Raw genomic sequence first — 25,652 nt, forward strand, 5'->3', positions numbered from 1 at the left:
CCGTCGCCGGCCGTGATTACGTCGGTCAGGGATATAATTCCGGCGCTTGTTTCGTTTCGGTCCCAAGCGTCCAGCTCAAGTCCTCGACCCATGCCTCGTGGTTGAAATTTGCGATGCCGCTGAATTCATGCGCGCGACGGAATGCCAGCAGTTCCGCCAACGCCTCCTTGCCTTCCGGCGCGGGTCCATCCGGCCGGGCCAACGACAGCAAGCCGGCCACCCGCGAACTGAGCTTCGCGTGCACTAAACCAGCCTGCAAAAACGCCACGCGTTCCGCCGCCGTGCGGTCGTCGGCGCAGGCCGCCGCCGCTTTCGCGAGCATCGCTTCGCCCGCGGCAAAGCACTCCGTCGGATAAACCGCGTGCGCCGCTTTCGCCCAAGTGCGCCACCGCGAGGCGTGCAGGCTATCGAACGCCTCGTTGATCTGCGCGCGATGCCCCATCGTATAATTTTCCCAATAGTCGAAATACGCCTTCACCTCGGTCGCCGCTGGACCGAACGCCGCGTAATATTCGCTCAAGAGTTCGTCGGGATCCGCATCCGGCCGCGTATGCAGACGCATCAAGAGGTAGAGGTCCGGCCCTTGCGTCGCCCACTGGCCTGTCAACGAGTCGAAATCTGTCGCCACCATGCCGTTTCTCACCTCCGACTGGAAGTCGTCGGCGAACTGGTGGGCGAAGATGAACGGCATGCAGTAGCCGTCCAAAAAGTAGTTCGTGCGCGAGAAGAGCCGCGCGCCTGTGTCCGCCCAACCGCGCCATTGCCGCTTGAACCAAGCGTGCTCCTCCGGGCTGCGGGGATACCACCCGCCAGAGGGACAGTAACCGAGCAGGATGTGATCGTTTAACTTTATTCCCGAAGTCGGGGCCTGAAAGTAGTTGAAATACACATAGCCGACCACGGTCGCATCCGGATCGTGCTTCGCCGCGAGCTGCTGCACCGCCAGCCAGAAATGGGCGTAGCGGTCGGAAACGAAACGCGCCCCAAACACCTTCGATTTGGGCGAGTAGAATTTCATCGCATCAGCGGGCACCGGCCCGTCCCACGCCCGGCACCCTTCGCATTCGCACAGACCGAGAATGTCGTTCTCGACCGCATTGATATAATGCGGATTCGTCCCCGTGGGCTTCGTGCGCTCCGCCTGCCATAGGTCCACAATTTTCTGCTGCAACCCCGGCTCCGACACGCTCATCGAAAAGCGCCCGCCGGGTTTCATCGGCCCGCGCTTTCCATTCACCAATTGGAACCATTCGGGATGGTCCTCGCCGTATTTCTCCCACCAGTCGGTGAACGCGTGATGATAAGTGATCACCGTCCCGCGCCCCATGCGGCACCGGCGGAGAAAGACCGATTGCTCATGCGCATACTTTTCCGCTGCCGCCGGCGTAAAGCCGAGCGCCGGATGGTCGCTGGTGAATCCCAGGCCCGGACGCACGAGGCGCTGAAAAAAGCGCGGGGCGACAGTTTCGTCCCAGTCGTGCGCCACAACTTCGTGCCGGACCGGCACGAACGTGCCGAGCTCTCCCGGCCACAGCCAACGCACGCCGAGTTCGCGTTCCAGCCATTCATACACGCCAAACATGGTCCCTCCGGGCGTGTTCATATTGAGCGGATCGCCGGGCGGAATTTCCGGCGGATTGTAAAGCGCATCGGACACCGCATGCTCTCCGGCGCGCGTGCCCGGCCCGCCCCGACGAAGATCGCCTCCTACGATGTAGACATCGGGACCGATCGTTCGAAGCACGAATGTTTCCGGCGCCAGGGCTGCGGCATCGATCCCCGCGTTTTCAGCGGCGCGCGTCGCTCCGAGGAAAAAATGGGATCCGTCGCCGGGCTGGCCGTCGGCTTCGGTCATGATCGGCAGCGTCACACCCGAGGCTTTCGCAATATGCTCCACCAACTCTTGGGCGGCATAGCGCACGACCGGCGAAGCATCGCCCGGCACCACCACCGTCGCGCGCGCCTGACCCGCCGCGACAATCGGCCGCTCAGACCCGCAGGCGATCTGGACGGCGAAGAGCGCGCCGGCCAGCACCAAGGCCCAGCCGCGGCGCGGATGGAGTTCGAAAGAACCTTTCATCCCCGGTCACAAGTCGAAGCTGGCAGTGAGGAGAAACATGCGCGGGTCGACGACGCGGTAGGCGGAAATCGTCCCGTCCGGCCACGCGGCGAGCGGCTGCAAGCGGCCGTCTTCCTGCACGTTCTTCACGTTGAGCTGGAAGCGGGCGTTGATCCGCCGACCCGCGAACAATTTCATCTGGTAACCCAAGGTGAGATCAAACGCGAGATGCGACTCATCGTAGATCGGCCGCGACTTGTCCAATTGGGTGTAAACGCCGGTGGAATCCTTGATGCCCCAGTAACCGATGGCGCCCTTATCCTGCCACCGCACCGCGCCACCGATGCTGACGGCTTTCCACACCGGATTGTCAGTGATCCCTTCCAACCGGTAGTTGGTGAGGAAGCGGGCACTATAGCGGCGGATTTGCGGCATGCTCAGACCTTCCTGCGCGATGGCGATCGCCAGCGGCTGGGAGACGTTTTTCCCGTCGTAATAGATTTTCGCCGAGCCGACGTTCGGGCCGTCGTATTGATATGTATACCAATTGGTCGGCGCGCCGGTCGGGTTATCGATCGTCGCGGGCGGAGCCGGATCGACGACGCTCTCCCAGACAGGCATGCGCTCGTTGATATAGTTCAGGAGGCCTGACGCGATTTTGGCCTGAATCGACTCCTGTTGCGTCACATTGCCCTTCATCGTCCAGAAACGCGTGGGATTATAATTGAATTCAATCTCCGTGCCGCGGGCCAGCGTATCCTCGGGTTCCGCGAGGTTGAGGCCCTCCTCGTCCAGCCGGGACATCTGGTCGATAAAGTCCGGACTGAGGTGCATCACACTGGCGACCTGCTGGCGCAACTGGTCGACGGTGATGCTCGGATTCTGCGCCACGATCCATTGGCTTGCCCGGTTCTGCAGCGCAAACGCGCGCGAGGCCGTGCCATCGTAGATGTCGATCGCGAGCAGGCGATTCGCAATCGTGGAGGACGTCCCGCGGCGATTTCCGATCGTGCGATTCTCGTATTTGTTCACGCGGATATTGAACTTCGAGTCGAAGAGATTCACCCAGACGCCATAGTCTTTGCCGAGGCCGGTGGGATTGGGCACGCGGTTGCCGTGCAGGTCGATCGCCGGCACGTCCGGCAGGAAGCTGTCGGATTTGTTGCCGTAAAAGCTGATGCCGTTGAACCACGTCAACGAGCTTAGCCACGCGCCCGCCTTCGTGCCGCTCAGCCACGGGAGCGGCCGCACCACCACGCCCTTGGTCGTCGTCGAACCTTGGTTCGTCACCCAATCGGAATTCCATTGTTCGTCCCACGCATAGTCATGAGACAAACCATCCGTCTTCATCTTCGGCAAAACGCCGGAACGGTCGTAAATATTATCCCGCCGGAAGCCGAACGTGGGCACGATGCTGTCGCGGATGAGATGGCTTTGCAGCACCACACCCGAGGTCTTCTGAATCTTCAGGTCGTTGTTGGCGCCACCAGTGCCGTCGAGCGATCCGGCGAAACCGAGTTGCGTCGGCTCGTGATAGAAGTTCCCCGTCTTCGCATCGCCGTAGGTGAAGTCATAAACGCCGGGCGAAAACGACCGGGGCGCGTAGTCGATATTGTAGTCCTGATTGTCGCCCACGTAATACATGTAGTAATTGCGCGAACCGACGGGGGAGTTTTTGTTATAGAGCTCCGATCCGTAGTTCGTGGTAACGCCGCTGCTGGTGGCACGATTGACGCCGTAGGGCAGCCAGACGTGGTCGTCCAGCATGGCGGGTTTGTAAACGTAGCGGCGTGTTTCGTAATGCTTGTATTCCTGAAACGCCGAGAGCTGGTGCATGCCGAGCCAGTGCCACCAACCTTTTTCGCGCCGCAGATCGAGTTTGTAGGCGAGCTGCGCCCGATAGGTGTTGTTGGTGAGCGGAGTCTCGCGCAGGCTCGCGTCCGGAATCGAGATGAAGGGGCGGCCGAGGTTCGGATTTTCGCTCCCGTCCATCCGCCGGCGATTCACGTCGATCAAATAGTAACCATAGGGTTTTCCGTAGGGCGTGTCCTGGGTCAGCTTGGACGTCTCGCGAAACCATCCCGCTTGCAACGCCACCAGATTCATCGGCGTATCCAGAATCGTTTGCGTCAGCTGAATCAAAGACTGGCCGGTGCGGTTCCACTCTTTGTTGATCGAGGCCAGATTGACGTTGCGCCAGTCGTAGTCAGTCAGCGGCGGAGCGCCCTTGATGAGACCGGCATTGCCCGCGCCAAAGCTGGGCACCACATAGTTGTAAGCCGCCTGACTCGTCTTCGCATTATTATCCCACGTCGCCGGATTGTTGTCGAAGGGGCCAAGCGGGATCGGAATGCCCAGCGGGCTCATCGGCTTGCCATTCGTCGGCGTCGCGGTCCCCCGCGGCGTGGTCCAATAGTCAACGCCGCCGCCGTCGAGGAAGAGCAGGGAGTTTCCGCGGCCGGTATTTTGATACAGTGTCGTGAAATAGGAAGGCAGCTTGCCGGCGGCATTGGTATAGCGCACGGAGCCGTCCGCATTGTAGGCGGTATTGGTCACCGGGTCCCACGTCGGCATGCCCGCCGCCTTCCAGTCCTGCGTGCCATCGCGCGGGGTCAGCGTGTTCGCCCTGATGCCGGAATAGCGATAGTCCAAATAGGACGCGGTCACCACCGTCCCCTTGAAGGGCTGGTATTTCACCATGAAGTTGTAACGCTCGGTGTTCGTCCCCGAGGGCTTCAGGTGATAGCCCGTGTGCATGAACACCTGGCTCACCCGCACCGCCAGTTTGTTCTTCAGGATGACTTTGTTGGTGTCGAACGACTCACGGTAGCCGCCGAAGCTGTCCGCCCGAAACTCGATTTTTGTTTTGTCTTTGTTCAGGTTGCCGGTCGCCGCGACCACGTTCACCGTGCCGGCCGGACTGCCGAGACCGAAGATGCTGGAGTTGGGCCCGCGGGAGATCTCCACGCCCTCAATGCCCACTTTGTCGATCGGCACGCGGCCGGCCGTCTCAAAATTGCCGAGCGCGATGTTCGCGCTGCCGATGCCGCGGATGCGATTGGCCGAGCCCGGCGAGGTGCTGGAGTTGTCGTTGATATTGCCGCTCGTCTCGACCGTGAAATCGGTATACTCGTTCAACCCCTCCGTGCCCGCCTCGTAGCTGAAGATATCGTTGATATCCAGCATGGCAAAATCATCCATCTGATCGAGCGTCACCACGGTGACGGAAGACGCGAGATCCTCCACTTTGCTGTTGAGGCGCGTGCCCGACATGGCGTTGGAGCCATAATACCCGTCCTTCTCCTCCTTCACCGTAAACGGGTCCATCTGCTGCACCGGTTCGCGCGTGGCATGCCCGGCCGCTTCCGGGTTCGTCAGCACCGCCTGACGCACGGCACGATCATCGTCGGCCTTTTTGGCCGCCAACTCATCCGCGTCGAGCCGGCCATTCTTGTTGGTGTCGTATTTGGCGAGGTCTGCCGCGCTGGGGGGAGTCGCGGTCGACGGGGCGCCCTGCGCGACGGCGGCGATTGCCAGGAGCGCCGGGATGAGGATGAACCGACCTGTCGGCCAACGGAACAAACGGACAGGAGAAACTGAAACGGCGGGGGATGGAGTCATGGCTGATTTTTTGAAAGGGGGGGGGCGCGAAGGAAGGGAGGAAACCAAGAATGGCGATCTAAACTTGCACGGGCGGCTGCGGCGGCGCAGGCCGGGCGGGAATCGAACCATTCCCGATCATGGCACACCCGGCGGACACGCACTGACCGAGGGAGCACGAAGTGACGGGGATAGCGGGGCCAACCAAGACATGGTCCAGCATGTGCAGGATGGTTCGCGTTACCCGCAAAACAAATGAGGTCGCATTTCGTGCCCGTTGAACAAAAATGCTGGTCCGCGGCACGCGAGCCGCCTCGCCCACCGTCCGTCACGCCGAGCCCAGTGTGAGCGCGCAGCAAAATCACGCCGTCGCGGCAAGATGCTGGGCGTTTGGTTTTGGCGCGGGCCGCCCGCTCTCCATCGTCCGTTTATGGCGACTGTCCTGGCTCCCGCACTCGATCGGCCCACGCTGATGGTGACTCCCTCCGCACGGATCCTTAAACGCTTCTATTTTATCGAACGTGAGTTGATCCGCCAGCAAGCCGGCTGGCTGCCCGCCGTCACGCATTGGGAAACCAAACTCCTGCTGCCGGAGTTGATGTGGGAAAACTCCCTGCTCGCCCGCGCACTCCGCGAACGCGTCCTCGAACTTCGCTACCCTGAACGCCGGCTGACGATCGACGAAGAGGGCGCCGTGCTCAGTTTTTTCCAACGTCTCGCCAACGCCCCCTCCGCCGAGGCCTTCGTGCTCGCGCTCGGACGCGCGGTGCGGCCGTTGCTGCGGCGCGCGTATCAGGACTACCTCTCCGTGTCCGACCACTTGGACGACGGCCCGACGCAATTCCTGTTGCGACACGGCCTGACGGATCTGGACCACCAAATCTCCCGGCTCGAACAAGTGAGCGGCGCCGCCCTCGCGGCCGCGTCTCCGGCTGTCGTCGACGATGCCGCGGCCTGGTGTCGCGCCGTCAGCGCCGCGCTCGCCGAGGCCCTCTCGCCGCCCCTGTGGGCAGACGCCGCGGAAGACGCAGCGTTCGCGGCGCCGCAACTCGCCGCCCTTGAACGCCCGTTTCAAATCTCGCGCACCGGTGGGCGCGATGCGCGCTTTGATCGCGTCGCCTTCGCCTGGCCCGACCGCCACACGCCCGCCCCCGCCGGCGAGGGCCTTCGCTTGCGCGCCCGCCAGGCAATCCATCACGTCAACGAAGTTTGGGCCGCCGAGATGGCCGCCGCGTGCCTCTACGACTTCGCTCCGACCGCCCCGCACGAGTTCATCGAGGACGCCGCCCGCTGGTGCTACGACGAAATCCGCCACTGCCGCATGGGCTACGAGCGGCTCAAGCGCTGGGGCTTCACCGACTCTGAGATTCCGCTCGACTCCTTCTCCTACGACGCCGGCGCCGACCTCGCGCCCATCGTGCGTCTTGGCATCATTTTCTATTTCGAAGCCACGTTCATCCACACGAAAAAGGAACGCACCGTTCTCTTCAGCGAACTCGGCGACCAGCTCAGCTCGCATGATATGGATTTCGATTGGGCTGACGAACTCATCCATACGCACTACGGCAAAAAATGGTTGGAAAAATTCCTCGCGACCACCGCCGGAGACGAAACGCTCAGCAGCCTCAAGGCCACGGCGCGCGAAGCCGTCTTCCAACGCCTCGCACGCGCGACGCCCGAAGACAAAGCCGCCACCGCGCAGGTCGCCGAACGCGCCATGGCGAAGATGGCGAAGTCCGCGGCCCTCAACTGAGCGAGCGCGCGCTCCCAGCCGCGCCGCGAAACACCTGCGCTCGCATGAGCGCGCATATCCCGCCCACGTAGCCCGCGGGCCAGACGCGCCGCTCCACGCTCAGTTCGCCACCGCGCGCCCGTCGCTCCACCGCAAACCCGTTACGTCCTTTCGCACGAGATTTCTTTCCGCTTCGCCGGGAAACGCGACGCGATCCAGCACGGCGCCGTCGACCTTTTCCAACACCATTGCGGGCCGCGCATCCGCGTGCGCCAGCCGCAGGTCCACCCGATCGAGCGACAGGTTTTTCACGTTCCGCGCAAAAAGCCCCCACGCCGGGCGCACACCGAGGCCGGATGGCTCCGGGTAATAAAACCGTTCGTCTTCCGGCACGCGCCCGCGCGCCTGCTCCGCCGTGCCGCCGCCGACGTAGTCGATCAAGATGTTGCTCAACGAAACATCTTCCACGGGATGCCCCGGCGTGCCCACGATGAGGATGCCGCCATCCGCCGCGACGGCGTGTGCGACGAGCGTATCGATCTTGATGCGCCGCGTCGTGCCGATCGCCGGTTGCTCCGGTCCGCGCTGCCGCCGGCCGAGGCGGATGAAAATCGGCGCGTTCGTGATGTCGCGCATCGTCAGTCCCGTAATCGTGATGTCTTCCATCTGCGCGCCATCCACCGCCTCCAGCGCCAGCCCGCGGCTGTAGTCGAACGTGCAATTCGACACCGTGATATTGCGAAATCCGCCGTTCGACTCCGTGCCAAACTTGATGCGACCGGTCGGCCCGCGTTCACCGAAATCCGCCTTGCGTCGCGTGCCATCGAGCAAGGTGCCCTCGGCAAAGCCGCTCACCTGGCAGTTCGTGATCGTGACATTCTCCGTCATCCGCACAAACCCCAGACCATAGCTGCTCTTCAGGCAGATGCCGTCGTCGTAAGGAGAATTGACGATGCAGTTCGAGACGCGCACGCCCTGACAGCAGTCGATATCGATGCCATCGCGGTTCGTATCGATGGTGAGATTATCGCAAGTCCAGTTGTCCACGCCGGTGGCCAGCACCGCAAAGTGGCCGCCATGATAGATCGTGAAGTCGCGGAAGATGACATTGCGGCAGTTCTTCAACGCGATCGCCTTGTTGCCCACGCCCGGCGGCAGCAGGTCGTCGCCCGGGTAGCCAAACGGACCTGTCTTCTGCGCGTGCAACGCCGCCTGAAACGCGGGCAGCGCGGCGAACGATAGTTCCGGCACCGCCGACTGCGTGCGTTCCTCCGGCAGCAAATCGCGCCGCACCCCGCCTTTCCCACGACTCAACCCACGCCCATAAATTCGCCCGGGGCCCACGATGCCAATGTCCACCAGCCCCTCGCCCCAAATCAAACTGTTGTGCCAGTGCGAATGACCAAAGTCCTGATATTGATCGGTGCCGGGATTCGCTTCCGGCGCATCGTATCCCTGCTCCAGGTTCGCCGGCGGTTCCGCCGCGACGATCGTAGCTCCTGGCGCCAAAAACAGCGTGACGTGGCTCCGCAACCGAATCGAAAACGTGAGATAATCACCCGCTAGAAACGTCACCACGCCGCCGCCCGCCCCCGCCGCCGCCGCGATTGCTTGGTTGACCGCCTCCGTGTCCAACGTCTTTCCGTCGCCCGCCGCGCCGAAGTCTTTCACGTCGAAATTTCCCGCCGCCGCCCGTGCGCCCGGCGCCAGCGCGACGACCAGCAGCAGGACTGCCACCGTCATGGCTCCACCGATTTTACGGCACGATTTCATCGGCCGGCAGGAAAACGTTGAGAAAGTCATCATGAGATCGCCGTTCGTAAGGGGTTGAAGGGATGGAAGACCACCGACCCCGATCCCGATTGCGAATCGTCCGGCAAATCACAACCGGGAAATCGCGCGGATCGCCGAGCTTCCGCGACCGCGCGCGACCTCGCTCACTGGCGAGATTCTCCGCGCAGATGATCCGCTAGCATTTTCGGTCGGATGACACAAAAGGCTGGCTCAATTCGGTTGTCTGCGCGTTCCGCCCTCGACTGAGTCCCCCGAAATCTATGGGCGAAACTCTCCGCCCTGCTCTGCCCTGCCCCCCACTTCGTCTCGCACGTTTTTCGCTTTATGAAATCGACCCGCCTTGCGCTCCTCGGCTTCGCCGCCGCCCTCCTCACCCCTCTCTCGCTGGTGCACGCCGGCGATGGCTATGCCAACGGCACCAGCGGCACCGACACGTGGAACGATGCCGCCGCGTCCCTCAAGTGGACCAGCGACGCGGGCGTGACCTTCGTCGCCCCCACTGCCGGCAACGTTTACCACACCAACGGCAACAACGTGAAAGCCGGCCAGATCGGCGTGCCCTCTGATTTGGGCGCCGCGGGCGCCACCACCTTTGCCGGCGATCAACTGATCGTCGACGGCTACAGCGCCGCCTCGGGCGGGACCAGCAATGCCACGGCCGGCAAACTGATCTTCGAGCAAGGCAACACCGCCAACAATGTTCAGGCCAGCGGCCCGCGCCAAACGCCCTCCAGCTACTACCGCGCCGAATACACCGCCAACATCGTCACCGCGCCGACGACCGGCGCGGACGTGCGCACCCTTCAAGGCAGCACCGGGTTGATCACGCTCAAGGGCACGTTGACGCTCAATGGCACGACGAATTTCTTCCTTCCGAGCAAGGTGAGCGACATGCGCTTCAACATCGAAGCCGCGCTGTCCGGGTCCGGCGATATCGTGATCAACGGCGGATCGGCGGGTGGCACCACCACCAACGGATTCGTGACCTGGGCGTTTGGCGACATGTCCCAGTGGCATGGCACCGCGATCACCGTGGCCAACAAGCACACCATCGCCTTCACCCAGAACACCGACTTTTACACCACCAACCCCACGCTCCAGTTGGATTTCTCCAACACCTCCGCAGGCTTTATCAACCTTTCGGCCAACGTTTCCGTCGGCAGCGGCAAGGTCAAGATCGCCACCGGCACCTCCAAGAATCCCGCGACGTTCACGCTGCTCGACGGCATTTATACGGTTTACGATCTCAATGCCCTCGCGATCGCCCAATCGGCGAGCGGAGCGCCTTACTCCGCCCAGACTTGGGCCAGCGAAGGCGCCGGCTACGACGCCGCCGGCACCACCTACAAACTCTACGTCGGCCAGGCTCTCCCCGCGACTGCACCGACCATCTCCACCCAGCCCGCCAGCAAGGCCGTTTTCGCCGGCAGCTCCGTCACCTTCTCCGTCGTCGCCACCGGCACCCCTGCGCCAACGTATCAATGGCAGAAGGACGGCTCGCCCTTGGCCGGTAAAACCGACGCCAGTCTCTCGCTGACCAACGTTTCTTCCGCCGAGGCCGGCGACTACGCCGTCGTCGTCACCAATGTCGGCGGCACCGTCACCAGCAATGTCGCCACGCTGACCGTGCAAACTGTCGCGGTTGCCCCGAGTTTCACCGCCCAGCCGCAAAGCAAAACCAGCTACGCAGGCACGACCGTCACGTTCACCGCCACCGCGACCGGCACCCCCGCGCCGACTTACACGTGGCAGCTCAACGGCACCGCCATCGCCGGCGCGACCACCGCGACTCTCACGCGCTCCAGCATTTCCGACGCCTCCGCGGGCACCTACACCTGCGTTGCGACCAATAGCGCCGGCTTCGCCACCAGCACGGGGGCCGTCCTCACCGTGACGCCCCTGCCGACCGGCGTGCAGGCTTACGCCAATGCCAACGCCACCGGTTCGAGCGACAACTGGAATGCCGCCAAGGACGCCGTGCAATGGACCTTTGATGCCGGCACCACCTACCTCGCTGCTTCCACCGGCAACACCTACCACACCAACGGCTACACGATCCGCGCTGGTCACGCCGCCACGGTGGCGCCCCTCGCTCCGGGCGTCTCCACCTTCAACGGCGCCACGCTCGTCGTTGACGCTTTCAGCTCCGCTTCGCAGTTGACCGACAATTCTGCGGCTGGCGGCGGCACCTTGAATTTCGAGCCCGCCTCCACCGGCGCCGGCCCGCGCCTCTCGCCCACGTCGACCACGCGCGCGGCCTTTACGGCGAACATCGTCACCACCGCCACCCCTCTCGTCGATCAACCGCGCAACATTCGCACCAACACCGGTTCCGCCACGCTCGACGGCACCTTGGTGCTCAATGGCAAGACCGTCTTCAGCATCCCCGGCAGCGTGACCGACGTCTTGTTCGATATTAATTCGCCTGTCACCGGCGCCGGCAGCATCGAGCTCAGCGGCGGCTCGTCTGGCGCCGGCACCGCCAACGGCTTCGTCACCTGGGCTTTTCACAACTTGAATGGTTGGACGGGCGCGAGCCTCGCCGTGATGCACCATCACACCGTCAGCTTCGCCGGCCCGACCGATCTTTACCGCACCAACCCGGCCGGTGCGGTTGTCTTGGGCTCCACGAGCTCCCCTTCCTCCGGCTATCTGAACATCCAGGCAGATGTCTCGTTCGGCAGCGGTAAGCTTTCGATTATCACCGGCAGCGCGACCACGCCCGTGACCACCGTCATTCCCGACAACACCTACACCGTCGCGAGCCTCAACGCCTACGTCGCCAACGTCGTCGCCGGCACCTCCGGCGGTTATGTCGACCTGCCGCTCGCCAGCGAAGGCCCGACCAACACCACGACGCCGAACTACAGCGGCACCACCTACCGCATCTACGTCGGCAGCGGCCTGCCGAATCAGGCGCCCACGATTTCGACGCAGCCGCAGGGTGCGACCGTCCTCCTCGGCGAAACCGTCACGCTCACCGTCGCGGCCGACGGCAGTCCGGCCCCCACGTTCCAATGGCAGAAAGACAACGTCGCGATCGCCGGCGCCACCGCCGCCACCCTCACGATCGCCTCCGCCCAAGTGACCGATAGTGGCACCTACACGGTCGTGGCGACCAACGCGGTTTCCAGCGTCACCAGCAGCGGCGCGCTCGTCACCGTCAACCTGCCGCCGGCGCCGCCATTCACCGCGCAACCCGCCTCGCTCACGCAAAACGCCGGCACCACCGCCACGTTTACCGCCGCCGTCGCCCCCAGCGCGTTCGCGCCGACCTATCAGTGGCAGAAAGATGGCAGCGATGTGGCCGGAGCCACCTCCGCCACGTTGACGATTGCCAACATCCAAGCCGCGCACGCCGGCAGCTACACCGTGATCGCGACCAACGCCGGCGGCTCCACCACCAGCACGGCTGCGACTCTCGTCGTGACTCCCGCCGCCCCGACCGTCGAACCCGCCGCCCCGCTCACCGTCGGCGCGGGCAGCCCGATCACGCTCACCGCCGTCGCACATGGCACGGAACCGTTCACCTACACGTGGGCCAAGGATGGCGTCATCATCGCGGGTGCGACCGACGCGACCTACACGATCGCCAACGCCCAGGCGTCTGACTCCGGCATCTACACCTACACGGCGACCAACTCCGTCGGCACCGCCATGAGCGCGGACGCCCAAGTCGTCGTCAACGCCGTCTCCTCGACCTATCTCTCCAACGTCTCCGTGCGCGTCACCACCACGCCGACGCAGACGCTGATCATGGGCTTCGTCGTGGCCAACGGTTCTAAACCGATCCTCGTGCGCGCCGCCGGCCCGATGCTCAACACCTTCGGCCTCACCGGCGCTCCCAATCCTTCGGTTACGCTGTTTGATTCTTCGACGAACCCCGCCACCAGCGTAGCCGTCAACGACGACTGGTCGCTCTCGTTGAAAAATAAAATCGCCGAGCTCGGTGCGTATCCCTTCGCGGATGGCAGCAAAGACGCTGCACTGTTGCAGACCATCACCGGACCCCACACGGCGAACGCCATGGGCGGCGGCAGCGGCGCCCTCCTCGCCGAGGCCTACGACGCCGGCACCAACAACGGCCCGAAACTCGTCAATGTCTCCGCCCGCTTCAACGCCGGCACGGGCAACGACGTTCTCATCGCCGGGCTGGTCATCGCCGGCACCGGCCAGCAATGGGTGCTGATCCGCGCCATCGGCCCGACCCTCGCAGACTTCGGTGTCCCCGGCACCCTCGTCGACCCGAAGGTCGAGGTTCACCACACCGTGAATCAGGCCGACGTCATCGTCGCCTCCAACGACAACTGGGACGCCGCGCTCGCGACGGAGTTCTCCCGCCTCGGCGCCTTCCCGCTGACCGCAAACAGCAAAGACGCCGCCCTCCTCGTGCTGCTCGATGCTGGCGCCTACACCGTCCAAGTCTCCGGCGTGAACGGCGGCACCGGTGAAGCGTTGGTCGAAGTTTACGACGCGACTCCCTGATCGCCGGCCACACTCGCCCTCGCCTGACCGAAGCGGCAATCGCGCTCCCGCGCATTGCCGCTTCGCTTTAGGCGCGACGCCCGCTCCGCCTTATTTTCCCCATGAACTTTCGGACCGGCTTGTGCGTTCTCGCCTGCCTGCTCGCTCCCGCCCTCCGCGCCCAGATCGCCGCCGGCTCGGACCCCGTTGGCATCCTGTCGTATGACGTTCCCCTCGGACTCTCCGGCCTCAGCCTTCCGCTGATTCCACAGGAAATCATCGCCGCACCCGTCGTCGCCAACGCTGGCTCCGTCCTCACCTTGGCGGCCGCGGCCGGCAATGTCGGCGCGCAGTTGCAGAGCGGCGCCGCCTACTACGTTGAAATCCTCAGCGGCCCCTCCGCCGGTGAACGCTTCGAGGTCGACACCGCGGCGACGATCACAACCGCTAACGCCACCGTCGTCCTCGTCCTCGGCGGCGCCTCGCACAGCACCGCGCAGCCGGTCGACCACGCGCTCGTGGGCGCCCGCGCCGCCGTGCGCGCCGGCGTCACCCTCGAAACACTCGCCGCCCAATTTTCTCCCGCCCTCACAGGCTCCGATGATCCCGCCCTCGCCGACGGGGTGCGCCTCTACGGCGCCGAAGGTTTCACGAGTTACTACCTGCGCGCCGATGGTGCGAGCTGGGCCACGCTCAACAATCCCGCCGACCAGCGCACCCTCGTCCTTCCGCCCGATGTCAGTCTCGTGCTCGACCTCAAATCGGCGCCCCGCCAGCTCGTGCAGTTGGGCGGCGTCCGCACCAACGTTTTTCGCGTGAACTTGCGCGCGGGTTACCAGGCGTTCGCCACCGGATTTCCGGTCGACCTGACGCCCGCGCAAGTTGCCGCCGTCGTCGATATCAACCAACCCGCGTCCGCACGCTGGACCGCTGCGAACGACGCAGCCGCCGCCGACAACCTCGAGATTCTCGATCTCCCCGCCCGCAGTTTCCTGCGTTATTATTTGCGCGCCGATGGCCGCAGCTGGCGGCGGCTCGGGCAGACGACCGACTTCGCCGACCTCCCACTTCTTCGCACCGACAGCATCATCATCGTGCGCCGCACTCTCGCCGATGCGACTTATCGCATCGCGCCGCCTTTCTCTCTGTAACGCGCGCTCCGTGCTCTCATGAACAAATTTCTGCGCGTTGCGTCCTTTTGGTTCGGCAGCGTTTTAACCACCTTCGCCACCTCCGTCGGTCTTTCCGACACCGCGACCCTCGTGCAGGGCCGGAGCGGCACGACGTGGGACGATGCCACCGTCGCCCTCGGCACCTTCGACGATGGGTTCGTGCCGACCGCGCAAAACCGCGCACAATGGGCCAGTCATTGGTTCACCACGTCGACCGGCTACTACGCCTCCGCCGGTGGCGCCTCTGAAGTGAGCGCCGAACTTGTTCTGGCCGACAACGTCGCAATCCCCGCCGGCCAGCTCCTCTACGTCTGGATCACCCACGGGTCCGAAGCAGGTTTATACAGCGACGCCGCCTGGACAGCGCCCGTCGCCTCCACGCTCGGCCTCAGCCACACCTTGCACTTCAGCGCGCAAACGGTGGCGATCTTCGGCGCGTTCGACGGCGCTCACCTCGTGGCGGCCACCGCCTCCACGGATCTGTCGATCGTCACGCAGCCCGCGACTCAATCCGTCACCGCAGGTGACTCGGTGACGTTCACCGTCGTCGCCGGTGGCACCGCGCCCTTCGCGTATCAATGGCACAAAGATGGCGTCGATCTCGCTGGTGCGACCAACGCCACCCTCCTCCTCGCCAGTGTTACCAACGCGGATGCCGGCGAATATCAAGTGAGCGTGGCGAACGCCGCCGCTGCCATCACCAGCGACGCCGCCACGCTCACGGTCGCCACGGCGCCCCTCATCGTCGACGATCCGCAATCGCAGACCGTGCCGCCGGGAGGCAGCCTCACGCTCACCGCCCATGCCGAGGGCGTCGCGCCCTTCACCTACCAATGGTTCAAAAACGGCGTGCCGATCCCCGGCGCGACCGACGCCACCTTCGCCATCCCTGCCGTGAGCTCGGGCGATGCGGGCAGCTATATTGTTCGGATCACCAATTCGCTCGGCACCGCGTATAGCGCCGCCGCGCTCGTGGCGGTAAACTACGGCCCTGCGCTCTCCAACCTTTCCGTGCGCGGCGGCATGACCGCCGGTCAAACGCTCATCACCGGCTTTGTGGTCTCGGGTGGCACGAAGCCCGTCCTCGTGCGCGCCGCGGGACCCGCCCTCAATGCGTTCGGCCTCGTCGGTGTCGCGGATCCACGGCTCGTTTTATATGATGGCGACACCGTCGTCGTCACCAACGACGATTGGCCGGCGTCGCTCGCTCCGACCTTCGCTTCACTCGGCGCCTTTCCCTTCGACCCCGACAGCAAGGACGCCGCCCTCATGGAATCGATCAGTGGCCCGCACACCGCGCACACCAGCAGCACCGGCGACGGCACCGTGCTGGTCGAAGCCTACGACGCCGGCTCGAGCAATGGCGTCGCGTTGAGCAACCTCTCCGCGCGCTATCATGTCGGCACCGGCAACGATATCCTCATCGCCGGCTTCGTGCTGAGCGGCAGCGGACCACAACGGATCTTGATCCGCGCCGTCGGCCCGACACTCGGCTCCTTTGGCGTCACTGGCGTGCTGGAGAATCCGCAATTCAGCGTGTTTCTCGACGGTCAGTTGGTCGCATCCAACGACGATTGGTCCGCCGCGCTCACGTCCGTTTTTCAATCGGTCGGCGCCTTCAATTTCCTCGCTGACAGCAAAGACGCCGCGCTGCTTGTCACACTCGAGGCGGGCCACGGCTACACCGTGCAAGTGTCGGGTGTCGGCGGCGCCACCGGCGAAGCACTCGTGGAAATCTACACGGTGCCGTGATTATTTCGGCGCCCGACCGGCGCGGGAATGGAAGTCGGCACAATGCATCGCCGTGCAACCGACCCAATCGCTTCTCGCGCTCTTTCTCCGGGAGCGAGTGACTACGCGGGCACAATTTCGCACCGCATGCCTGCACGAACCCTTCACCGCCTTCCGTTGATCGCCGCCCTCGCGGTGATCGTGTTGGCCGGCCTCGTGGCCTATCGTGGCAGCTTCGCGGCGCCCTTCGTCTTCGACGATCTCTCGGCCGTGCGCGACAATCGCTCGATTCGGCAGCTCTGGCCACTAAGCGAACCACTCGCCCTCGCTCCGCGCACCGGCGGCTCGGGCGCTGACGGACGGCCGCTCGTCAACCTCTCCCTCGCGCTTAACTATGCGTGGAGTGGTCTCGATGTCCGCGGCTATCGCGTCACCAACCTCATCGCCCACATCCTGGCGGCTCTCGCCCTCTTCGCGCTCGTGCGGCGCACACTCACGCTGCCGAAAGTCGGCCTTCCTCCAGCCGACGTCACACTCGCCGCCGCCGCCTCGGCCTTGCTGTGGGTTGTTCATCCGCTGCAATCAGAGAGCGTCCTCATCGTCCAAAACCGCAGCGAAATCCTCACCGCACTCTGCTATTTTTTAACGCTGCTATTCGTCGCCCGCGCCGCCCTCGCGCCCCGCGGCACGCGATGGTCAACCCTCGCGATCGTCACGTGTCTCGCCGGGATGGCCTGCAAAGAAACCATGGTTTCCGCGCCCCTCGCCGCGCTGCTCTACGATCGCACGTTTCTCGCCGGTTCGTTCCGCGCCGCGTGGCGTCAACGCGGGCGGCTGTATCTTGCCCTCGCCGCCACGTGGGGACTTCTCGCCGTCCTGGTGTTGCAGCAGGACGGCCGTTCCGGCACCGCCGGATTTGGACTCGGCGTCACCGCTTGGAATTACCTGTGCACCCAGTGCGCGGCGATCGTCATCTATCTCAAGCTCGTCGTCTGGCCTTCGCCCTTGGTCTTGGATTACGGCCTTCCCATTGTTCGCGATTGGACCGCCGTCTGGCCGCAGGCGGCGTTGCTGGTCCTCCTCGGCGCGGCCGCCATCTGGGCGTTGCGGCGCTGTCCGCGCGCCGGCTTTCTCGGCTTCGTCTTCTTCGCCACCCTCGCGCCCAGCTCGAGCGTCATCCCCATCGTCACCCAAACGATGGCCGAACACCGGATGTATCTGCCGCTCGCGCCGCTGCTCGTGCTGCTCGTTCTCGGTCTGCGCCGGTTGTCTCGGTTTTGGTGGGCGCCCGTAGCCGCCGCCGTCCTCGGACTGACTGTGCTCACGGCGCAACGCATCCCTGCTTACCGCTCCGAACTCGCCCTCTGGACCGACACCGTGGCCCACGCGCCGGAAAACGCCCGCGCTCACAACAATCTGGGCAACATGCTGGCCGCCTCGCCTGCGGACTTGCCTGCAGCGATCGCGGAATTTCGCCGCGCGCTGCAGTTGCAACCCGACCACCTCGAAGCCCTCAACAATCTGGGCAACGCCTTGGTTCTCTCCGGCCCGGCCGGCGTCCCCGAAGCCATCGCCTGCTACGAACACGCCCTGCGGCTCGACCCCAACTACGCCTCCGCCCACAGCAACCTTGGCGAGGCGCTCGCCAAAGTCCCCGGGCGTCTCGACGAAGCCATCGCGCACCTCGAGCGCGCCGTCGCGCTGAAGCCGCAATTCCCCGAAGCGCAGTTCAACCTCGCGCTCGCTCTCGCGCAACGCCCGGGTTCCGCCCTCGCCGCAATCGCCCAATTCGATCTCGCGATCATCCAACAGCCCGAGCTCGCGGAGGCGCACTATTACCGCGCCAACCTGTTGCTCGCCCAACCGGGCCGCGTCACCGACGCCATCGCCGGCTATGAAGCGGCGCTGCGGCTAAACCCCCGCTACCCTGAGGCGCATCACAACCTCGGCACCGCGCTGGCCCGCACGCCCGGCCGGCTCGACGATGCCATCGCTCACCTCCGCACCGCGATCGAACTGAAGCCAGATTACTTCAGCGCCTTCCTTAACCTCGGCTTGATCTATGCCGAGCTCCCCGGCCACGAAACGCTAGCACGCACTCACCTCGAACGCGCCCTCGCTCTTCGCCCCGACTCCACCCGCACCCGCGCGGCGCTCGGTCGCCTGAATGCGCACCGCCGCCCCTGAACGCTCATGCCTTCCCGGCTTCTGCCCCGCAATTATGGAGTGGCGGTGGGGGGCCGGCCTGACCGAGGCAATCGAGCAGCAGAAAATCGCCGCGCGATTGCGCCCCGACTCTCTCCCTGACCACTACAATCTGGCCCTCGCACTTCTTCAGTCACCCGGCCGCGAACGCGAGGCCGAACGGGAATTGCAGGAAACAGTGCGACTCGCTCCGAATTTCGTCTCCGCCCGCGAAAACTCGCCGAATTGCAGGCACCGCCCGATCGACCAAAGGCGCCCGGTTTCATCTCCTCGGCACTGTCGGCCCTCCATCGACGAGCCGCCAAGCACCTTCGCTCACGTCCTCTAAGATGCGTGGTCATTACGCTTGGCCGCGCTAGACCGCGACTTTCTCATGTCATGCACTACCAATAAAATTTTGCGCGCTCCAACATTTACCCCATGAAAATCAATCGTCTCACCCTCCTATCCGGACTAACCGCCTGCCTCGCTTCGCTAGCCAACGCTCAAACCGATTATTACGCTAACGGCGCTGCCGGCACGAGCGACAACCTAAATAGTTCCCAAAACAACAAGTGGACGCTGGGCGGCACGCCCGCATACGTCGCAGCCAACACAACCCCCGGCAACGTCTATCACACCAACGGCTGGACGCTGCGCGCCGGCCGCATTGGCACAACAGTTGATCCCCAAGGCTCCTTTACTTTTAACGGCTCGTCGCTGGTCATTGATGACTACGCTGCAGGCTCTAGCCTGAACAGCAACACGACCCACGGTGCGGTCATTTTCGAACTGGCCTCGGTGCTCGCCGGACCGCGCCTCAGCCCCGCCACCTACACGCGTGGCAGCTACACCGTCAATCTCACCACCGCGCCGCTGTCCGCCACGATGACTGCCGGCGCTGCCTCGGCGGCTAATTCTCTGCGCATCATTCAGGCCAGTAACGGTGTCACGACAATCAACGGCTCTCTCACCCTAAACGGCGACACTCAGTTCAAAATCGGAAGTAGCATCACGGACATGTTAGTGAAAATCGACGCGCCCATCACAGGTTCCGGGCGCATTGAAATGAGCGGTGGCTCGGCAGGTGGCCAGATGGAAAATGGTTTCGACACGTGGGCAGTAAGCGACATGAGCGGGTGGACAGGTGGGCTGATCAACGTCGTCAACAAGCACACGATCTCGTTCACGAACGACACGGATTTCTTCACGACTAACCCGAACGCGGTGATCAATTTCGGCACCACTTCTAGCGGTTTTCTCAATCTCCAAGCCGACGTTTCCTTTGGAAGCGGCAAGGTTTTCATCAATGGCACCTCTTTAGCCGACGGTTCCTACACTGTCGACATGCTAAACACCCCTTTCACAAGCGGAGTAAATGGGCTTTACGGCCAGACATTAACGAACGGCCACATTTCGCTTTTCGCCAGTGAAGGCGCGAACTTCGGGACGGTGGGCACAACCTACAAACTCTACGTGGGCTCGTCGATCGCCTCCGCGATTCCCGAGCCTTCCACCTACGCGGCGGTTGTCGGTCTCTTCGTCCTCGCCGGCGCGGCCTATCGCCGTCGCCAACGTCAACGCTGACACTCGGCGCCATCTTCGCTTCATCGGCCCAAACCTTCATTGGTTTGGGCTTTTTTTTTCGCCGGTGTTTTTCATCCGACCGCAGTCTTCAGGACACCTCCTCCGCCACTGAATCAGTTCCCCGCAGCACCGCCGCCCCAACGCCTCGTTGCATCTCCCTGCGCCTCTCCTAACCTGCCCACTCGCTCGCCCTGCCACGGCCTTTGGCCCTCGCGCCAACTTTGTTCACCTCGCCCCGCTATGTTCTCCGCGTCTCCTCCCCTCTGCTTCCTCCTCGGCTTCGCCTTGACGCTCACTTCCGCCGCGTCCGCGCAACTCCCCACGTCAGCCCCCATGCGTCCCTTGGTCGATCTCCACACCGGCTATTTTCCGTTTCACGCGGAGAACACCACGTCACCCGCCGCTTGGTCCGCCCGCCGCGCCGCGATTCGCGAACGCGTGCTCCTCGCCGCGGGGCTTTTCCCGCTCCCTACCAAAACGCCCCTCCACGCCGTCGTGCATGGCCGCATCGAACGCGACGACTACACCATCGATCGCGTCTTCTTTGAGTCGTTTCCCGGCCATTACGTCACGGGCAACCTGTATCTTCCCAAGTCTCTCCCCGCCGGCGCGACGATGCCCGGCATCCTCAGCCCGCATGGCCATTGGCCCGACGGCCGCTTCATGGATTTCGGCGCCAATTCCTCCGCCGTCAAAGAGCAACTCGCCACCGGCGCGGAGCGTTTCGAGAGCGGCGCGCGAGCCTTCCTCCAGGCCCGCTGCGTGCAACTCGCGCGCATGGGCTGCGCCGTGTTCATCTACGACATGCTCGGCTACGCCGACAGCCTCCAGGTCGCCGCGCATCGCGACCACCGCCGCGACGAGTTGTGCGGCGACGAACCCGGCACCTTCGGCCTGCTCAGTCCGATGGCGGACCTGCGTCTCGAATCCAACTTCGGCTGGCAAACGTGGAACAGCATTCGCGCGCTCGACTTCCTCCTCACCGTGCCGGGCGTCGATCCCTCCCGCCTCTCCTGCACCGGCGAGAGCGGTGGTGGCACGCAAACCCTCATGCTCGCCGCCATCGACGACCGCCTCGCCACCGCGTTTCCCGCCGTCATGGTGAGCACGGCCATGCAGGGCGGCTGCCTCTGTGAAAACGCCGCCTATCTCCGCCTTGACCAAGGCAACGTCGATCTCGCCGCTGCCTTCGCGCCCAAGCCGATGGGCCTCACCGCCGCCAACGACTGGACGAAGGAACTCGCGACCAAAGGCTTTCCCGATCTGCAGCGCCTCTGGACGCAGCTCGGCCATCCCGAAAATCTCACGGCCACTTTCAACACGCACTGGCCGCACAACTACAACCAGGTTTCCCGCGCCACGATGTATGGATTCATGAGCGAGCATTTCCACCTCGGCTATTCGCTCCCGGTCCTCGAACGCGACTTCGTCGTCAGCTCGCCCGCCGAACTCACCGTCTGGAACGCCGACCACCCAAAACCCTCCGGCCAACACGTCGGCGGCGCGCACGAGGAAGCCGTGTTGAAATACTGGAGCGAAGACGCCGATCGCCAGCTCGCCGGCCGCGACGACCTCGTGCGCCGCGCGTGGGAAATCATGATCGATAATCCCGCGCCCGACGCCACCGACGCGCGTTTCCTCTCCCTCTCGTCTCCGCAACCTGTTGCCGCCGGCGAGACCCGTGGCGAAATCAAGTCCGCCCAAACCGGCGCCACCATCCCGTGCGCGATCTTTGCGCCCACCAACGCCACGCCCAACGGCACCATCGTCCTCTGGCTCACCGACACCAATCCTGCCGCCGACGCCGCCAGCGCCACATCCGCGATCGCCCAACTTCGCGCTGCCGGCAGCGTCGTCGTGCAACCCACGCTCTATCTGCAAGGCGCCGCGCACCAACCGCTCCTCCCGCCGGCAGACGGCGATCCCGAGCGCCGCGGCTGGGAGTCGGCCGCCTGCTACACATTCGGCTACAATCCCACTCTGCTCGCCCAGCGGGTGCACGACGTCGCCACGGTCGTCGCCTGGCTCAAGGCAGAACCCAAATTTTCCGCCGCCCAACTTATCGTCGTCGGCTCCTCCGGCGCGGGTCCGACCGCCGCCACCGCCGTGGCGCTTCTCCCCGACCAAATCGCTCGTGCCGTGTTCGCGCTCGAGGGCTTCCGCTTCGCCCACGTGCGCGACATGGTTGACCCGATGTTCGTCCCCGGTGCCGTCAAATACGGCGACGTGCCCGCGCTCCTCCGCTTGGGCGCCGCCGCCCGGCCGATCGTTTTTGACGACGCCGCACACCCGACCGATGACGCCACTCTCGCCCGCGCCGTCCTCACCGCCATCGCGGCTCCTCGCCACTGACGAGCACCCGCCCGGTGGGCCGTGCGTTCCGCCGCGCGGCAGCTTTGCCCCTCCACTCGCGCGGCCCACGCCCAGCTCCGCGCGCGGCTGATTCTCCGTCCGATCGAGCCTCGCGCTGAAGCGCGCACGCGTGGTGGGCGCCCGACGTGCTTCTGGTCGAGGCGGCTGAAGTCGTGCGGATGGCGGTAGCCGAACGGGTAGGCCACTCCTGGCATTCTCCCCATGCGAGATATCGTCGTGGGTTGACATGGCCTGCTGGCGCCCGCTGGTGCGCGCGGTCCGTGGGCGGAAGAATCCACTTGCGGGAATAGATGCGTGGCACGGGTTGATTCACTCGCGAAAACCCGGTTCAGCACTGAAAGTGTGGCCCAACGGAGCGCTGATAATCCATCGATGGCCGCAATAGTTTGGTCTCAGGGCGCAGCAAAATGCGTCAGGGACGTGAATCCGCTGCTCGTTGGCGATTGAGATGGCGCGGAGTGGGGCTGATTTTTCGAGCGTGGCCAAAGGAGTATCGAGGCCGGCCGCGTTGTTCCCCTCGCCATCGATAATATGAAATCACTTCTGTCTGTCGGATGTCTCGCTCTGGCTTTGGTCAGCCTCGCGATCGCGGGGGAGCCGGTGATTCCGGTCTTTCAGCTTAAGCCTGGGCAACTTGAAACCGCGCCGAGTTTCGAGGCTTGCAGCTACTATTTTCGCCCGACTGACGTGGCGGGGCGCGGCTATGCGGTGGAGTTTCGCCGCACGGGCGACACGGCGTGGCAGCGGGCCTTTGAGCCGGTTTGCGATCAGCCCGTGGGAATTTGGAAAGGGAGTCTTTTTAATCTGACGGAGGATACGGACTGGCAGGTGCGAGTGCTTTCATCGAGTGGCGCGGAGATTATCGGACCACAGGGGTTTCACACGTGGTCGAGCCACCCGCCGATCGCGCGCATCATCGATCTCAGCCAGCTCGCGCCAGGGCCGAAGGGCTGGGTGATCTCTGATCAGGGCCAGCCGGATGGCTGGATCAAATATACGGCGCCCGCGGGCTGGAAACTGGAGTGCGCGTATGACGCGAAGGATCTGTCGGGCGCGGCGATCACGTTTTCCGGCGCGAGCCATGTGATTTTGGAAAACATCACGGTCGTTGGCGGAGCGCGCTACGGCATTCTCGTCGAAAACTCCGAGTCGGTGAGAATCCTCAACTGCGAGGTCACGGGCTGGGGTCGGGTGGGAGTGCAGCAGTTCACGAACACGGGTGCGCGAGGCAAGTATGCCGATGCCGCGGGCGAGTTGATCAACTTGGACGGCGGCATCACGATCACGCGCAGCGCACGCACGGTCGTCGAGCGCTGCTACGTGCACGATCCGCGGCACCGGGCGAACTCGTGGATGTATTCCCATCCGGCCGGCCCCTCGGCGGTCTTCGTGAATTTCGCGCGCGGCGGCACGGTGCTACGATGGAACGATTTCGTCGGCAGCGACGAGCATCGGTGGAACGACGTGGTGGAGTCCGCGAGCAACTCCGCGCCGGACGGCGGATTTTTTCGCGACAGCGACATCAGCGGCAACTTCCTCGCTTTCGGCAACGACGACGGCATCGAGCTCGAGGGCGGTGGGATGAACGTGCGCTTTTACCGCAATAAGATCGAGGGCACGACTTGCGGGATCAGCACCGGCCCCTGTTTCGTCGGCCCCCAGTTTGTTTACGGCAACCTCGTCGCAAATCCCGGCGATGAGGCGGGTCTGGCGCTCATGTTTTTCAAAAACAGCCACCGGGCGGAGCAGGGTGGGAAGCGGCACTTCGTCAACAACACGCTCTACGGACTCAACTGCAGCGCTTACGGCAGCTATGGCCGTCCCACGGGCAGCGGCCGCCTCGGCTACATGCGCAACAATGTCTTTGTCGGCAACGCCGCGCGCCTCCCCGGCGACTGGGCGCGGCGCGAGGATTTTGACGGCGACCTGTTTTGGCTCGAGGGCAGTGTGGAGGCGTCGCGGAGTTTTCTCAACGGCCTGCTCAAGGTCGGGCAGGAGATGCAGGGCGCGGCGGGTGATCCGCATTTCGTCGCCCCGGAGGAGGGTGATTTTCACCTCGGCGCGGATAGCCCGGCGCGCCAGCGCGCGTTGGCCGTGGCCAATCTCACCGTGGCGGGCGCCCACCTCGGCGCGTTGGCCGACGACGCGACGGAGGTGCCGTTTCGCCCGCTCGCGCTCACGGCCACGCCGCGCCAGCTCGATTTTTCCGCGCCCGAAAAAAACGCGCGGATGCAGGTCACGCTGCGCGTGCCGGCCGGAGCGAAGGAAGCGGTGCCGTTTGTGATCCGAAAGAATCGCGTCGCCACATGGTTCGACGTCTCGCCGGCGACGGGCACGGTGGCGCCGGGTGAAACGGTGACGCTGACGGTGACGGTTGATCCTGCGGCGCTGCGCGGGCGGCCGCGCTTCAAGGGCGCGTTTTTGGTGCGCACGCCCTCAGGCCTCTCGCGGCCGGTGTCCGTGTATGCTGCGGTGGATTTTCACGAGGATCTGCGACCGGCGTCAGCGCCAGACACAGTGTATCTGGACGCGGTGACACTGGCCGATGGGAAGCGGCGCCTGAGCGATGCCGGGGCGCCGGTCGGCGGAAAATATCTCGCCCTCAACGCCGGCGATGCGTCGGTGGCGGCGCGATTTGTGCTGCCGCGTGGCGGACGCTACGCGCTGCTGGCACGGGCGGGCATCGGGCGCGAGGTGATGAAAAAGCGGAATTTCGCCCTCACGCTCGACGGCGCGATGAAGCCGGCGAATGTGCCGCTCAACACCGATTACGAGTGGAACACGGGCGCCACGAATGTGCGCGTGGTTTTCCTGCACGATCTTGGCGAGCTTGCGCCGGGCGACCACGAATTGCGGCTGCAGCTGACCGGCGGAGAAATCGGCCTGCACGAGCTGATCATCACCGACAATCCGGCGGCATTTTTCGCCGACACCTGGCAGCGGGAGAAAAAATAAC

Annotated in this window: 11 protein-coding genes; 8 read left to right on the forward strand and 3 right to left on the reverse strand. The window is 64.3% G+C overall.

What is annotated here, in order from left to right; translation table 11 throughout:
• Positions 1-25: 25 nt before the first annotated feature.
• Both K0B96_RS14830 and K0B96_RS14835 read right to left on the reverse strand, forming a co-directional pair.
• The gene (locus tag K0B96_RS14830; protein ID WP_220161662.1) at positions 26-2,080 is read right to left on the reverse strand and encodes a DUF4838 domain-containing protein; all 2,055 of its coding nucleotides are present in this window, start codon (positions 2,078-2,080) and stop codon (positions 26-28) included.
• 6 nt (positions 2,081-2,086) lie between these two features.
• A complete protein-coding gene (locus K0B96_RS14835) occupies positions 2,087-5,680 on the reverse strand; it encodes a TonB-dependent receptor plug domain-containing protein (protein ID WP_220161663.1) in 3,594 nt (1,197 codons plus the stop codon).
• 409 nt (positions 5,681-6,089) lie between these two features.
• On the opposite strand from K0B96_RS14835, the gene K0B96_RS14840 reads away from it, so the two are divergent.
• Positions 6,090-7,412, forward strand: a complete 1,323-nt coding sequence (locus tag K0B96_RS14840) for a DUF455 family protein (RefSeq protein ID WP_220161664.1) — start codon at positions 6,090-6,092, stop codon at positions 7,410-7,412.
• A 99-nt stretch (positions 7,413-7,511) separates the two neighbouring features.
• Here K0B96_RS14840 and K0B96_RS14845 read toward each other — a convergent pair whose 3' ends face one another.
• Positions 7,512-9,164, reverse strand: a complete 1,653-nt coding sequence (locus K0B96_RS14845) for a rhamnogalacturonidase (protein WP_255558713.1) — start codon at positions 9,162-9,164, stop codon at positions 7,512-7,514.
• A gap of 345 nt (positions 9,165-9,509) precedes the next feature.
• On the opposite strand from K0B96_RS14845, the gene K0B96_RS14850 reads away from it, so the two are divergent.
• The 7 genes from K0B96_RS14850 (at position 9,510) to K0B96_RS14880 (ending at position 25,651) form a co-directional block, all read left to right on the forward strand.
• The gene (locus tag K0B96_RS14850; RefSeq protein ID WP_220161665.1) at positions 9,510-13,670 is read left to right on the forward strand and encodes a beta strand repeat-containing protein; all 4,161 of its coding nucleotides are present in this window, start codon (positions 9,510-9,512) and stop codon (positions 13,668-13,670) included.
• 101 nt (positions 13,671-13,771) lie between these two features.
• Positions 13,772-14,800 carry a hypothetical protein gene (locus tag K0B96_RS14855; protein WP_220161666.1) on the forward strand — a complete coding sequence of 343 codons (1,029 nt, stop codon included), beginning with the start codon at positions 13,772-13,774 and terminating at the stop codon, positions 14,798-14,800.
• 18 nt (positions 14,801-14,818) lie between these two features.
• Positions 14,819-16,573, forward strand: a complete 1,755-nt coding sequence (locus K0B96_RS14860) for an immunoglobulin domain-containing protein (RefSeq protein ID WP_220161667.1) — start codon at positions 14,819-14,821, stop codon at positions 16,571-16,573.
• Between the two features lie 126 nt (positions 16,574-16,699).
• The gene (locus tag K0B96_RS14865; RefSeq protein WP_220161668.1) at positions 16,700-18,739 is read left to right on the forward strand and encodes a tetratricopeptide repeat protein; all 2,040 of its coding nucleotides are present in this window, start codon (positions 16,700-16,702) and stop codon (positions 18,737-18,739) included.
• 438 nt (positions 18,740-19,177) lie between these two features.
• Positions 19,178-20,323, forward strand: a complete 1,146-nt coding sequence (locus K0B96_RS14870; RefSeq protein ID WP_220161669.1) for a hypothetical protein — start codon at positions 19,178-19,180, stop codon at positions 20,321-20,323.
• 240 nt (positions 20,324-20,563) lie between these two features.
• Positions 20,564-22,675, forward strand: a complete 2,112-nt coding sequence (locus K0B96_RS14875; RefSeq protein WP_220161670.1) for an alpha/beta hydrolase family protein — start codon at positions 20,564-20,566, stop codon at positions 22,673-22,675.
• A gap of 552 nt (positions 22,676-23,227) precedes the next feature.
• Positions 23,228-25,651, forward strand: coding sequence for a BACON domain-containing protein (locus K0B96_RS14880; protein ID WP_220161671.1), 2,424 nt, complete (start codon positions 23,228-23,230; stop codon positions 25,649-25,651).
• Position 25,652 lies beyond the last annotated feature (1 nt).

It is taken from the genome of Horticoccus luteus (assembly GCF_019464535.1).
GTDB lineage: Bacteria > Verrucomicrobiota > Verrucomicrobiia > Opitutales > Opitutaceae > Horticoccus > Horticoccus luteus.

Excerpts from the sequence above, each read along its gene's own strand:
- K0B96_RS14830 (WP_220161662.1), bottom strand. The coding sequence starts at position 2,080 with ATGAAAGGTTCTTTCGAACTCCATCCGCGCCGCGGCTGGGCCTTGGTG.
- K0B96_RS14835 (WP_220161663.1), bottom strand. The coding sequence starts at position 5,680 with ATGACTCCATCCCCCGCCGTTTCAGTTTCTCCTGTCCGTTTGTTCCGT.
- K0B96_RS14840 (WP_220161664.1), top strand. The coding sequence starts at position 6,090 with ATGGCGACTGTCCTGGCTCCCGCACTCGATCGGCCCACGCTGATGGTG.
- K0B96_RS14845 (WP_255558713.1), bottom strand. The coding sequence starts at position 9,164 with ATGAAATCGTGCCGTAAAATCGGTGGAGCCATGACGGTGGCAGTCCTG.
- K0B96_RS14850 (WP_220161665.1), top strand. The coding sequence starts at position 9,510 with ATGAAATCGACCCGCCTTGCGCTCCTCGGCTTCGCCGCCGCCCTCCTC.
- K0B96_RS14855 (WP_220161666.1), top strand. The coding sequence starts at position 13,772 with ATGAACTTTCGGACCGGCTTGTGCGTTCTCGCCTGCCTGCTCGCTCCC.
- K0B96_RS14860 (WP_220161667.1), top strand. The coding sequence starts at position 14,819 with ATGAACAAATTTCTGCGCGTTGCGTCCTTTTGGTTCGGCAGCGTTTTA.
- K0B96_RS14865 (WP_220161668.1), top strand. The coding sequence starts at position 16,700 with ATGCCTGCACGAACCCTTCACCGCCTTCCGTTGATCGCCGCCCTCGCG.
- K0B96_RS14870 (WP_220161669.1), top strand. The coding sequence starts at position 19,178 with ATGAAAATCAATCGTCTCACCCTCCTATCCGGACTAACCGCCTGCCTC.
- K0B96_RS14875 (WP_220161670.1), top strand. The coding sequence starts at position 20,564 with ATGTTCTCCGCGTCTCCTCCCCTCTGCTTCCTCCTCGGCTTCGCCTTG.
- K0B96_RS14880 (WP_220161671.1), top strand. The coding sequence starts at position 23,228 with ATGAAATCACTTCTGTCTGTCGGATGTCTCGCTCTGGCTTTGGTCAGC.